General features: G+C 53.2%; 13 protein-coding genes. 9 read left to right on the top strand and 4 right to left on the bottom strand.

The genetic code is table 11. From position 1 onward, the window contains the following. The first annotated feature begins 13 nt into the window (after positions 1-13). From murC to secA, 8 genes are all read left to right on the top strand, one after another. Complete coding sequence (gene murC / locus HX773_RS05245) at positions 14-1,489, top strand: UDP-N-acetylmuramate--L-alanine ligase (RefSeq protein ID WP_176970704.1); 1,476 nt, start codon at positions 14-16, stop codon at positions 1,487-1,489. Continuing rightward, positions 1,482-2,402 (top strand): D-alanine--D-alanine ligase, encoded by a 921-nt coding sequence (locus tag HX773_RS05240; protein WP_176970703.1) that lies wholly within the window; start codon positions 1,482-1,484, stop codon positions 2,400-2,402. The genes murC and HX773_RS05240 overlap by 8 nt, the downstream gene beginning before the upstream one ends. Position 2,403: 1 nt before the next feature. Further along, positions 2,404-3,243, top strand: a complete 840-nt coding sequence (gene ftsQ / locus HX773_RS05235; protein ID WP_008108605.1) for a cell division protein FtsQ — start codon at positions 2,404-2,406, stop codon at positions 3,241-3,243. Further along, on the top strand, positions 3,240-4,496 hold the full coding sequence (gene ftsA, locus HX773_RS05230) for a cell division protein FtsA (RefSeq protein ID WP_007888634.1): 1,257 nt from the start codon (positions 3,240-3,242) through the stop codon (positions 4,494-4,496). Before ftsQ ends, ftsA begins: the two co-directional genes overlap by 4 nt. A 71-nt stretch (positions 4,497-4,567) precedes the next feature. Further along, on the top strand, positions 4,568-5,722 hold the full coding sequence (gene ftsZ, locus HX773_RS05225; RefSeq protein ID WP_008108602.1) for a cell division protein FtsZ: 1,155 nt from the start codon (positions 4,568-4,570) through the stop codon (positions 5,720-5,722). 101 nt (positions 5,723-5,823) lie between these two features. After that, complete coding sequence (gene lpxC, locus HX773_RS05220; protein ID WP_007888639.1) at positions 5,824-6,741, top strand: UDP-3-O-acyl-N-acetylglucosamine deacetylase; 918 nt, start codon at positions 5,824-5,826, stop codon at positions 6,739-6,741. Positions 6,742-7,015: 274 nt separating this feature from the next. Further along, positions 7,016-7,516, top strand: a complete 501-nt coding sequence (gene secM / locus HX773_RS05215) for a secA translation cis-regulator SecM (protein ID WP_370463587.1) — start codon at positions 7,016-7,018, stop codon at positions 7,514-7,516. A 76-nt stretch (positions 7,517-7,592) separates the two neighbouring features. Then, positions 7,593-10,298: a preprotein translocase subunit SecA gene (secA, locus tag HX773_RS05210; RefSeq protein WP_176970701.1), complete on the top strand. Its 2,706-nt coding sequence runs from the start codon at positions 7,593-7,595 to the stop codon at positions 10,296-10,298. A 40-nt stretch (positions 10,299-10,338) separates the two neighbouring features. Here secA and HX773_RS05205 read toward each other — a convergent pair whose 3' ends face one another. Continuing rightward, entirely contained in the window at positions 10,339-10,773 is a 435-nt protein-coding gene (locus HX773_RS05205) for a response regulator (RefSeq protein ID WP_255433179.1), read from the bottom strand. A 138-nt stretch (positions 10,774-10,911) separates the two neighbouring features. Between HX773_RS05205 and mutT the strand changes: the two genes are divergently transcribed. Continuing rightward, positions 10,912-11,307 carry an 8-oxo-dGTP diphosphatase MutT gene (gene mutT / locus HX773_RS05200; protein ID WP_176970700.1) on the top strand — a complete coding sequence of 132 codons (396 nt, stop codon included), beginning with the start codon at positions 10,912-10,914 and terminating at the stop codon, positions 11,305-11,307. 26 nt (positions 11,308-11,333) lie between these two features. Here mutT and yacG read toward each other — a convergent pair whose 3' ends face one another. From yacG to coaE, 3 genes are read right to left on the bottom strand one after another with little or no spacing between them, the layout of a single operon-like run. Then, positions 11,334-11,531: a DNA gyrase inhibitor YacG gene (gene yacG, locus HX773_RS05195; RefSeq protein ID WP_176970699.1), complete on the bottom strand. Its 198-nt coding sequence runs from the start codon at positions 11,529-11,531 to the stop codon at positions 11,334-11,336. 8 nt (positions 11,532-11,539) lie between these two features. Next, positions 11,540-12,283 (bottom strand): cell division protein ZapD, encoded by a 744-nt coding sequence (gene zapD, locus HX773_RS05190; RefSeq protein WP_176970698.1) that lies wholly within the window; start codon positions 12,281-12,283, stop codon positions 11,540-11,542. A 4-nt stretch (positions 12,284-12,287) separates the two neighbouring features. After that, a complete protein-coding gene (coaE, locus tag HX773_RS05185; protein WP_176970697.1) occupies positions 12,288-12,896 on the bottom strand; it encodes a dephospho-CoA kinase in 609 nt (202 codons plus the stop codon). Positions 12,897-13,006: the final 110 nt, after the last annotated feature.

Genomic DNA, 13,006 nt, shown 5'->3' with positions numbered 1-13,006 from the left:
GTAATTGAAACAGATGAATACACAACAATTGGCAAAACTGCGTTCTATTGTGCCCGAGATGCGTCGCGTCCGGCACATTCACTTTGTCGGCATCGGCGGTGCTGGCATGGGCGGTATTGCCGAGGTGTTGGCGAACGAAGGCTATCACATCAGCGGTTCTGATCTGGCGCCGAACGCGGTGACACAGCATCTGGCTGCGCTGGGCGCGACGATTTATTTCAACCATCGTCCGGAAAACGTCACCGATGCCAGCGTTGTCGTGGTGTCGACAGCCGTGGCGCAGGATAACCCTGAACTGGTTGCCGCCCGTGAGCAGCGTATTCCCGTGATTCGTCGCGCTGAAATGTTGGCTGAACTGATGCGTTTCCGTCACGGCATTGCCGTTGCGGGCACGCACGGTAAAACCACCACCACCGCGATGGTGACCAGCATTTACGCGGAAGGCGGACTGGATCCCACGTTTGTTAATGGTGGATTAGTTAAAGCCGCAGGTACGCATGCGCGCCTGGGCAGCAGCCGTTATCTGATTGCTGAAGCAGATGAAAGTGATGCGTCCTTCCTGCATCTGCAACCGATGGTGGCAATTGTCACCAACATCGAAGCGGATCACATGGACACCTATCAGGGCGATTTTGAGAACCTGAAGCAGACGTTCATTAACTTCCTGCACAACCTGCCGTTCTACGGACGCGCGGTGATGTGCGTCGATGATGCGGTGATTCGTGACCTGATTCCGCGCGTAGGCCGCCAGGTGACAACCTACGGCTTCAGCGATGATGCGGATGTGCGTATCGAGAATTACGAGCAGCGTGGCGCACAAGGGCACTTCACCATTATCCGTCAGGATAAGCCGGTGCTAAAAGTGACGCTGAACGCGCCTGGCCGTCATAACGCCCTGAACGCGGCTGCAGCGGTAGCTGTTGCCAGCGAAGAAGGCATTGAAGATAACGCGATTCTGGCCGCGCTGGAGAGCTTCCAGGGCACTGGACGCCGCTTTGACGTGCTGGGCGAGTTCGATACCGCCGCCGTCAACGGTAATCCAGGCAGTGCGATGCTGGTCGACGATTATGGCCATCATCCCACCGAAGTGGATGTCACCATCAAAGCCGCACGTGCGGGCTGGCCTGAGAAAAAACTGGTGATGGTGTTCCAACCGCATCGTTACACGCGTACGCGTGACCTGTTTGATGATTTCGCTAATGTGCTGTCGCAGGTGGATGTGTTGCTGATGCTGGATGTTTATCCGGCGGGTGAAGCGGCGATTCCCGGCGCTGACAGCCGCTCGCTGTGCCGCGCGATTCGTAACCGTGGCAAGGTTGATCCGATTCTGGTCTCTGAGCATGACGCGCTGCCAGATGCGCTGGCGCCGTTGCTGTCGGGCGACGATCTGGTGATCGTGCAGGGCGCAGGCAACATCGGCAAGATCGCCCGCAAGCTGGCCGAAAACGAATTACAGCCTGCCGTTAAGACGGAGGCGCGCCATGACTGAGAAGGTTGCAGTATTGATGGGCGGCACCTCGGCAGAGCGAGACGTGTCGCTGATGTCCGGTGCGGCGGTGCTGGCCGGACTGCGTGAAATGGGCATTGATGCGCATGCGGTTGATACGCGTGATGTGTCGGTGCTGGACCTGAAACAACAAGGCTTCGCTAAAGCGTTTATTGCTTTGCACGGTCGTGGTGGTGAAGACGGCACGCTGCAAGCGGTGCTGGAGTTCCTGCAACTGCCCTATACCGGCAGCGGCGTGATGGCTTCTGCCATCACCATGGACAAACTGCGCAGCAAATTGCTGTGGCAGGGCAGGGGATTGCCATCAGGCAAATTTGTCTGGCTGACACGTCAGCAGCATGAACAAGGTTTAGACGCGGCTACCACCAAAGCCATTGAGGCGCTGGGCTTACCGCTGTTTGTAAAGCCAAGCTGCGAAGGTTCTAGCGTCGGTATCAGCCGCGTGAACCATGCGGATGCATTACCCGCGGCGCTTGAAGAAGCCTTTCGTCATGATGATGACGTGCTGATCGAAGCTTATCTGAACGGCGCAGAGTACACCGTGGGCATTGTAGGTAAGCAAATTCTGCCTTCCATCAGAATTAAAACCGCCAGCGAGTTCTATGACTATGAAGCTAAATACATTTCTGACGATACTGAATACTTCTGCCCGAGCGGTTTAAGCGCCGAGCGGGAAGCAGTATTGCAGACGTTGGTGTGGGCAGCCTGGCGCGCGTTAGGTTGCAGCGGCTGGGGCCGCGTGGACGTGATGGCTGACGGTGAGGGCAATTTCCAGTTGCTGGAAGTGAATACTTCACCCGGCATGACCAGCCACAGCTTAGTGCCGATGGCCGCGAAGCAAGCGGGATATAGCTTCCCGCAGCTGGTGGCGCGTATTCTGGAGCTGGCTGACTGATATGTCTCAGGCAGCGATACGAGTACGCAATCGCGAACCTCAGGAGCGGACACGCTCCGGGCGTAGCAACGGTGCGCGACTGTTTGGCATGGTGTTCCTGCTGATTGTGCTGGGCATTATGGTGGCGGGCGGCCTCGTGGTGCTGAAGTGGATGAATGACGCGTCACGCTTGCCGTTATCGAAGCTGGTGGTGACCGGGCAAACCCACTACACCACGCATGATGATATTCGTCAGGCCATTTTATCGCTTGGCGCGCCGGGGACCTTCATGTCGCAGAACGTGGATATCATCCAGCAGCAGATTGAGCGTTTACCCTGGATTAAGCAGGTCAGTGTGCGCAAGCAGTGGCCTGATGAGCTGAAGATAAATCTGGTGGAGTATGTTCCGGTTGCACGCTGGAATGACTCACATATGGTGGACGCCGATGGCGTCTCCTTCAGCGTCCCGGCCAGTCACGTTGGCAAAGAAACGTTGCCGATGCTGTACGGTCCGGAAGGCAGTGAAAACGAGGTGTTAGCCGGCTATCACACCATGAGTGATGTGTTAAAGGCTAACAAGTTTACCCTGAAGGTCGCGTCGATGACGGCGCGGCGCTCGTGGCAATTAGTGACCAGTGACGATGTGCGCATCGAATTAGGTCGTAGCGATACCATGAAGCGTCTGAACCGTTTTATTGAGCTTTATCCGGATTTGCAGCAGCAGGGCCAGAGTCAGAACCAGCGCATCACGTACGTTGATTTGCGCTACGATTCGGGCGCCGCAGTCGGTTGGGCCGCTGCACCGATAGAGCCACAGGACAGTAATCAGCAACAGAACCAGGCACAGGCTAAACCACAATGATCAAGGCAACGGACAGAAAACTGGTAGTAGGACTCGAAATTGGCACCGCGAAGGTGTCCGCCCTGGTTGGGGAAATTCTGCCCGATGGTATGGTCAATATTATTGGGGTGGGCAGTTGCCCGTCTCGCGGCATGGATAAAGGCGGCGTAAACGATCTGGAATCGGTGGTGAAATGCGTACAGCGCGCCATCGATCAGGCTGAATTGATGGCGGATTGCCAGATTTCATCGGTCTACCTTGCTTTATCGGGCAAACATATCAGTTGCCAGAACGAAATCGGGATGGTTCCGATTTCGGAAGAGGAAGTGACTCAGGATGATGTAGAGAACGTGGTGCATACGGCGAAATCCGTTCGCGTACGTGATGAGCATCGTATTCTGCATGTCATTCCGCAGGAATATGCCATCGATTATCAGGAAGGCATCAAGAATCCAGTGGGACTTTCCGGCGTGCGTATGCAGGCGAAAGTACATTTGATCACCTGCCACAACGATATGGCAAAAAATATTGTCAAAGCCGTTGAACGTTGCGGCCTGAAAGTTGACCAATTGATTTTTGCCGGGTTGGCATCCAGTTTCTCAGTCCTGACGGAAGATGAACGTGAGCTGGGCGTCTGTGTTGTTGATATCGGTGGCGGTACAATGGATATCGCTGTCTATACTGGCGGTGCACTGCGTCACACCAAAGTGATCCCGTATGCCGGGAACGTGGTAACCAGCGATATCGCATACGCTTTTGGTACACCGCCGACCGACGCAGAAGCGATTAAAGTGCGTCACGGTTGTGCATTGGGCTCGATTGTCGGCAAAGACGAAAATGTCGAAGTGCCGAGCGTAGGTGGACGTCCACCACGTAGCCTGCAGCGTCAAACGCTGGCTGAAGTGATTGAGCCGCGTTACACCGAACTGTTGAATCTGGTCAACGACGAGATTCTGCAATTACAGGAGCAGCTGCGCCAGCAAGGCGTGAAACATCATCTGGCGGCCGGTATCGTGCTGACCGGTGGTGCGGCGCAGATTGAAGGTTTGGCAGCCTGCGCACAGCGCGTGTTCCACACGCAAGTGCGCATCGGACAGCCGCTTAACATCACCGGCCTGACGGATTATGCGCAGGAGCCGTATTACTCTACGGCGGTTGGCCTGCTGCATTACGGCAAAGAGTCACACATGAACGGTGATGCAGAAACGGAAAAACGTGCTTCAGTGGGCAACTGGTTCAAGCGAATCAACAGCTGGCTGAAGAAAGAGTTTTAATTTTTGAAAAAGGAGATCATGCTGGCAATGTTTATGATCTCCAGGCGACAGGCACATAACGGAGAGAAATCATGTTTGAACCTATGGAATTAACCAATGACGCGGTGATTAAAGTCATCGGCGTCGGCGGTGGCGGTGGCAACGCCGTAGAGCACATGGTACGCGAGCGTATCGAAGGTGTGGAATTCTTCGCTGTAAACACCGACGCGCAAGCGTTGCGTAAGACAGCGGTCGGCCAGACGATCCAGATCGGGACCAATATCACTAAAGGTCTTGGTGCAGGTGCGAACCCAGAAGTGGGCCGTAACTCTGCAGAAGAGGATCGCGAAGCACTGCGTGCTGCGCTGGATGGTGCAGACATGGTGTTCATCGCAGCGGGCATGGGCGGCGGTACCGGTACCGGTGCAGCGCCAGTTGTGGCTGAAGTGGCAAAAGATTTGGGTATCCTGACCGTTGCGGTGGTGACTAAGCCATTCAACTTTGAAGGCAAAAAGCGTATGGCTTTTGCTGAGCAGGGTATCGCTGAACTGTCTAAGCATGTCGATTCACTGATCACTATTCCAAACGACAAGCTGCTGAAAGTTCTGGGTCGCGGTATTTCTCTGTTGGATGCGTTCGGCGCAGCCAACGACGTATTGAAAGGCGCAGTGCAGGGTATCGCTGAACTGATTACGCGTCCTGGCCTGATGAACGTCGACTTCGCGGACGTGCGTACCGTGATGTCAGAAATGGGTTACGCCATGATGGGTTCAGGCGTGGCATGTGGTGAAGATCGTGCGGAAGAAGCGGCAGAAATGGCGATCTCTTCTCCACTGTTGGAAGACATCGATTTGTCTGGCGCGCGCGGCGTGCTGGTCAACATCACTGCGGGCTTCGACCTGCGTCTTGATGAGTTCGAAACCGTGGGTAACACCATCCGTGCCTTCGCTTCTGACAACGCAACCGTAGTTATCGGTACTTCTCTGGATCCAGAGATGAACGACGAACTGCGTGTGACTGTAGTTGCAACCGGCATCGGCATGGATAAGCGTCCGGAAATCACTCTGGTGACCAACAAACCGGCCACTCAGCCAGTGATGGATCATCGCTACCAGCAGCACGGCATGGCGCCGCTGCCGCAGGAGCAAAAACCGGCTGCGAAAGTGGTGAATGACCAACCGGCGGCATCCAGCAAAGAACCCGATTACCTTGATATTCCAGCCTTCTTGCGTAAGCAGGCAGACTAAGAATATCCCGAGAATTGGGATTCTCCGCTCTTTGTGCTAAAGTATTCGCCCGCTGGTAATTTATACTGGCGGTCGGACAGGTAATATTGCGAGATAAAGCGATGATCAAACAAAGGACATTAAAACGTATTGTTCAGGCGACTGGTGTCGGTTTGCATACCGGCAAGAAAGTCACACTGACGTTACGCCCTGCGTCGGCTAACACCGGGGTCATCTATCGTCGCACTGACTTGAATCCACCGGTAGATTTCCCGGCTGATGCAAAATATGTGCGCGACACCATGCTGAGTACTTGCCTGGTGAATGATGAAGGCGTGCGTATTTCAACAGTTGAACACCTGAACGCCGCATTGGCGGGCTTGGGCATCGACAACATTATTGTTGAAGTTGATGCACCGGAAATCCCGATTATGGATGGCAGTGCCGCGCCTTTTGTCTATCTGCTGATGGACGCAGGCATCGAAGAGCTGAACAGCGCGAAGAAATTCGTACGCGTTAAGCAAACGGTGCGTGTGGAAGATGGCGATAAGTGGGCCGAGATCAAACCGTATAACGGTTTCTCACTCGACTTTACTATCGACTTCAAACATCCAGCGATCGACTCAAGCTCGCAGCGTTACCAGCTCAACTTCTCGGCTGAGAACTTTGTTCGCCAAATCAGCCGTGCGCGCACTTTTGGCTTTATGCGTGAAATCGAATATCTGCAGTCTAAAGGCCTGTGCCTGGGCGGTAGTTTAGATTGTGCGATTGGCCTCGATGATTTCCGCGTATTAAACGAAGACGGTCTGCGCTTTGAAGACGAATTTGTTCGTCATAAAATGCTCGATGCGATCGGTGACCTGTTCATGTGCGGCCACAATGTTATTGGCGCGTTTACCGCCTTTAAATCGGGCCATGCGTTGAACAACAAGTTGCTGCAAGCGGTTCTGGCTAAGCAAGAAGCCTGGGAATGGGCGACCTTCGAAGATGAAGCTGAACTGCCACTGGCATTCAAAGCACCAAATTTAGTTCTGGCGTAAGTCAGACATAAAACGGCAGGTTTCGCTGACACCCTCTCCGGTCAGTTGAACCTGCCGTTTTTTATTGCCTCATTTTTAATCCTGCCAAACCGATCTCAATTCGCTGTAGCAACTGGCGAAACCCTGTACAAAAAAACGTGAATTCCGCCGAAGCCCCTTTAATCACTGGTGTCGAAGCCGCACATAAGTGCTATCATCTGGCGCTCATATAAGCTGGGTAACGCAGATTTTTGCTACCGCTTTATCACTTTATTCAATGCATTGTGGACGGATTGTGATCGGGATTTTCTCACGCTGGCGACAATTAGGCAGACGCTATTTCTGGCCACATCTCCTGTTGGGGATGGTGGCGGCCAGTTTAGGTTTGCCTGCCTGCGCGCAAAGTTCTGAGCCCAAAGCAAATGATTCGCCGATCAGCAGCCTGTTTGTCGGCAATGTTGTCCACTTTGATCACCTGATTCGTCTGCAGGAAAGCGCGCGTCGACCGAATTTCAACGTCGATTACTGGCACCAGCATGCGATTCGCACGGTTATTCGCCACCTTTCCTTTAGCATGACGCCGCCCGCTCAGGCGGAGGCCGATCAAGCTGTGCCGCTGGCGGCACAAAAGCTGGCGTTGATTGGTTCGCTTCAGGCGCTACTGACTTCTCCGGCGCAAGCGCTGACTGTTGTCGAACCGCAACAAAACCTGCGAGACAACGAACCACAAATCCTTTCCTCTGCTGATTGGCAGGCTGCTATTCATGGCATCCGCGCCGGGCCTTTCATTGCTTAACTGCTAACGTTTTTTCCACATCCTGTATCAGATTTTGCAGTCCGTGAGCTCACGGCTGAATTGAGAAAAATTTATCATGTTAATCAAATTGTTAACTAAAGTATTCGGCAGCAGCAATGATCGTACTCTGCGCCGTATGCGCAAAATCGTCGACGTCATCAATAAGATGGAGCCGGATTTCGTTAAGCTCTCTGACGATGAACTGAAAGCGAAAACTGACCTGTTCCGCGAGCGCCTGAAAAAAGGCGAAAGCCTTGAGAGCCTGATTCCTGAAGCCTTTGCCACCGTACGTGAAGCAAGTAAGCGCGTATTCGGTATGCGTCACTTTGATGTGCAGCTGATTGGCGGCATGGTGCTCAACGAGCGCTGCATCGCAGAGATGCGTACCGGTGAAGGTAAAACCCTGACCGCGACCTTGCCCGCTTACCTCAACGCGCTAAGCGGCAAAGGCGTGCACGTTGTTACCGTCAACGACTATCTGGCGCAGCGTGACGCCGAAAATAACCGTGCACTGTTTGAATTCCTTGGGCTGACCATCGGGATTAACCTGCCAAACATGCCAGCCGTGGCGAAGCGTGCAGCTTATGCCGCTGACATCACCTACGGCACCAACAACGAATACGGCTTCGACTACCTGCGCGACAACATGGCGTTCAGCCCGGAAGAGCGCGTGCAGCGTAAATTGCATTACGCTTTGGTGGATGAAGTCGACTCAATCCTGATCGATGAAGCACGTACGCCACTGATCATCTCTGGTCCGGCGGAAGACAGCTCTGAGCTGTATACCAAAGTTAACAAGATCATCCCGCATCTGGTGCGTCAGGAAAAAGAAGACTCTGAAACCTTCCAGGGCGAAGGCGATTTCTGGGTTGATGAAAAAGCGCGCCAGGCACACATGAGCGAGCGCGGCCTGGTAAAAGTTGAAGAGCTGCTGGTTAGCCAAAACATCATGGTAGAAGGCGAGTCACTCTACTCACCGACCAACATTATGCTGATGCACCACGTTACCGCGGCGCTGCGTGCTCATGCACTCTTCACCCGCGATGTTGATTACATCGTTAAAGATGGCGAAGTGGTCATCGTTGATGAACACACCGGTCGTACCATGCAAGGTCGCCGCTGGTCAGATGGTCTGCATCAGGCGGTTGAAGCGAAAGAAGGCGTGGAAATCCAGAATGAAAACCAGACGCTGGCTTCCATTACCTTCCAGAACTACTTCCGTATCTACGAGAAACTCGCCGGTATGACCGGTACCGCGGATACCGAAGCGTTCGAATTCAGCTCCATCTACAAGCTCGACACTATCGTGGTGCCAACCAACCGTCCGATGGTGCGTAAAGATATGGCCGATTTGGTCTACATGACCGAGAAAGAGAAGATTGATGCCATTATCGAAGACATCCGTGCCTGTACTGCCAAAGGGCAGCCGGTGTTGGTGGGTACCATTTCGATTGAGAAATCTGAAGTCGTTTCCAGCGAACTGACGCGCGCCGGTATTAAACACAGCGTACTGAACGCCAAATTCCACGCCAGCGAAGCGGATATCGTTGCTCAGGCGGGTCAACCTGCAGCGGTTACTATCGCAACCAACATGGCCGGTCGTGGTACCGATATCGTGCTGGGCGGTAGCTGGCAGGCTGAGCTTGCCGCGATGGACGAGCCAACCGAAGAGCAGATTCAGGCGATGAAAGAGGCGTGGAAACTGCGTCACGATGCGGTGCTGGCTGCGGGCGGTCTGCACATCATTGGTACTGAGCGTCACGAATCTCGCCGTATCGATAACCAGCTGCGTGGTCGTGCGGGTCGTCAGGGTGATGCCGGTTCTTCACGCTTCTATCTGTCGATGGAAGATGCATTGATGCGTATCTTCGCTTCAGATCGCGTATCAAACATGATGCGTAAACTGGGCATGAAGCCAGGCGAAGCAATTGAGCATCCATGGGTGACCAAAGCGATTGCCAACGCGCAGCGTAAAGTGGAAAGCCGCAACTTCGATATTCGTAAGCAGCTGCTGGAATACGATGACGTGGCTAACGATCAGCGTCGTGCCATCTACAGCCAGCGTAACGAACTGCTGGATGTGTCTGATGTGTCGGAAACCATCAACAGCATCCGCGAAGATGTCTACAAAACCACCATTGATACCTACATTCCGCCGCAGTCACTGGAAGAGATGTGGGATGTTGCCGGCCTGGAAGAGCGTCTGCGTAACGACTTCGATCTGAACCTGCCTATTGCTGAGTGGTTGGATAAAGAGCCCGATCTTCACGAAGAGACGCTGCGCGAACGCATCATGACCCACGCCGCGGAAAACTATGCTGCCAAAGAAGAAGTGGTTGGCGAAGAGATGATGCGTAACTTCGAGAAAGGCGTGATGCTACAAACGCTGGATTCGTTGTGGAAAGAGCATCTGGCGGCGATGGATTATCTGCGTCAGGGCATCCACCTGCGCGGTTATGCCCAGAAAGATCCTAAGCAGGAATACAAGCGTGAATCCTTCTCTATGTTTGCGGCGATGCTGGAGTCACTGAAATACGAAGTGATCAGCACCCTGAGCAAAGTTCAGGTGCGCATGCCAGAAGAAGTGGAAGCGATGGAACAGCAGCGCCGTGAAGAAGCTGAGCGTTTAGCGCAACAGCAGCAGTTGAGCCACGTTGATGATGCCACCGCTGCAGCCGAAGCGTTAGCCGCACAAGGCGGGGAACGTAAAGTGGGCCGTAATGATCTCTGCCCATGTGGTTCCGGCAAAAAATATAAACAGTGCCACGGTCGTCTGGCCTGATAAAAAAGGAGCCTTCGGGCTCCTTTTTTTTGCCAAAGATTTAGCGTGTTATCGCCATTAGTTTCTCTTCGTTTAGGCGCACACCATGATACGGCAACGTCACCAGCAGACCATCCGGTAAGCCAGCTCGCTTCAACAGCGCCCGGCTTTGGAACAGGAGTTGATGGTAATTATTATCGCTGATGCTCGGATAACTCTCATTCCACACTGTGGCAATAATCTGGCGCTTTGAGGTAATGCGCAGCAACAGACAGGAGAAGAATCGTTTTTGCGATTCATTCAACGAAATAACTTTGTGTTCAGGCCACCATGTTAAGGTGTTCTTAGCGCTGTCTAACGTCAGGATGTCATGAAATACCAGATGGCGTAGGGCATGTAATTGTTCCGGCGTATTTTGCGCCAGAAACGTTGTTTCTTTGAATTCCATAGGTAGTCGGGTTTGGCAGAAGAAAGTGGCTGCGAGTATTCCCAACATTCCCGGTTGCGATCCTTACGACATGTCTTAATCACTGGCTTTTGTGCTGCGCGAGGCGTCACTTTCCTCTCAACGGTTAACATCACTCCATGACTGATTTACACTCAGCGCTCATTTATTAAAAGCGGAATCCAGCTTATGAAACACCTGCAGGTTGCGGTGGGCATCATTCGCAATACAGAACGTCAAATCTTCCTTGCCCAGCGTGCGGCAAGCTCCTATATGGCGAATAAGTGGGAGTTTCCTGGCGGAAAAATTGAACAAGATGAATCTGCCGAGCAGGCGCTCAAGCGTGAGCTGATGGAAGAAACCGGTATCGAAGTCACAGCGGCAAGCGCGATTGGCCAGGCCGACCACAGTTATGAAGATCTGCGCGTTACGCTGCATTTCTTCCTGGTTGAAGGCTGGAACGGCGAACCTTATGGTCGTGAAGGTCAGCCGCAGCGTTGGGTCGAACAGCAGGATTTGGTCGCGGATGAATTTCCGCCTGCGAACCATGAACTGATCAGCCGATTAGTGGCTGGCGAGATTTAAGTGAAGGGGCGCTAAGCCCCTTACTTTTACTGCTGTTCTTCGCTCCAGTCATCGCTGTCCATCTGGTCACCGCTGCTGGGAATGCGTTTCTCTTCTGCTGCCCATTCACCTAAATCAATCAGCTGGCAGCGTTTACTGCAGAATGGCCGCCACGGGCTCAACTCATCCCAAATCACATCGCAACGACAGTTGGGGCAAGGTACGGTAATCATCTCTTCCGGCATAACTTCCTCTAACAACAAGCTAATTCAAAATTCAGTCGGGCTGGTACTTCTCCGCGTTCGCTGTCTAACGGCAGGAAACGAATCGCATAACGACTTTTGTGGCCCGAGACTTGCGGATACAGCGCGTCTTCCAGGGTTAATTGCAGGCGCAGCAAATCGGATCCTTCGGCGTTATCCTGATAAAAGCCATTGAGGCTGGTTTGATGACGAAATACGCCAGACTGGCGCACCAAATCGAGGATCATCGTCAAACTATTGCGCAGCGGATTCAGAGATTCCAGCCAGCCATTCACCTGAACATCCCGCACCACTTGCTCCTGATGCAGCCAGATATGCAGGCTTGGTAGATCGAAACTGCAGCAGCCGCCGGGAATACTCAAACGCTGACGTACCAGAGCAACCAGGCGATCTTCACGTAACTGTTGGCCCATGCGCGGTGCCGCCATGAGTTCGCTTGAGCATTGCTTCAACTGCTGACGCAGATTATTCACACGCAGTTCATCAATGCCTGGCACATCCAGCCACGCGCGCAATTTTTGCTGTTGGCGCTCCAGCTCTTTTAGCAATTCAGTGCGCATATCCCCGCGCTCAAAAATATCCAGTAAATCGCTAAGGATGCGGAAAGCGCCAAGTGCCGATACTGAACCGCTAACCGGCACCGTTTCATGCAGCTGATCAATCAGATATTCGACGCGCAGCCAGGTGCGCATCTTCTCATTCAAAGGGTGTTCAAACAGAACAACTGTGCTCATGATGTTAATCCTTTCCGGTTGCTGCCAGGCGTAGATAGCGCTGGTGAAGCTCAGCAACGCGCGGTAGCACCTGTTCAGGCGTACCACTGTTATCAATGATGTCATCCGCACAGGCCTGACGCTGTTCGCGACTGGCCTGTGCGGCAAGAATATTTTTCGCCTGACTCAGCGAAATGCCATCCCGCTGTTGGGTGCGTTGCAACTGCGTGGCGGTATCCACATCCACAACTAACACGCGATCGGCCTGATGCTGTAAGCCGTTTTCGACCAACAGCGGCACCACCCAAAGCACATATGGTGAAGTAGCCAGTAACTTTAATTGTTGCGTGCGGGCGTTGATGAGTGGATGAAGCAACTGATTGAGCCAGTTTTTCTCTTGTGGCTGCTGGAAAATAATTTCACGAAGCCGTGCACGATAGAGCATGCCTTCTGCCGTCAGAATGGTATCTCCATGACGCTGAGCAATCGCCTTTAGGGCAGGCGTTCCGGGCTCAACAACTTCTCTGGCAATGACGTCAGCGTCAATAATATCAACGCCTAGCGCTGCGAAAGCGTTGGCAATAGTGGTTTTACCACTGCCAATGCCGCCGGTGAGCGCAACGGTATAAGGCATAGCGTTCTCGCAAAATTTATATCGTGAGCGGCGATCAACCACAGCAAGATGAGAGCATGATCACAATCAATTTTCTCAGCTAAATTTAAGGGATTGTAGCCTAAATAAAG

Origin of the sequence: Pantoea sp. B9002 (genome assembly GCF_013385945.1) — a bacterium.
In the GTDB taxonomy this organism is placed as follows: Bacteria; Pseudomonadota; Gammaproteobacteria; order Enterobacterales; family Enterobacteriaceae; genus Pantoea.
This window is presented reverse-complemented; position numbering and strand designations above follow the sequence as displayed.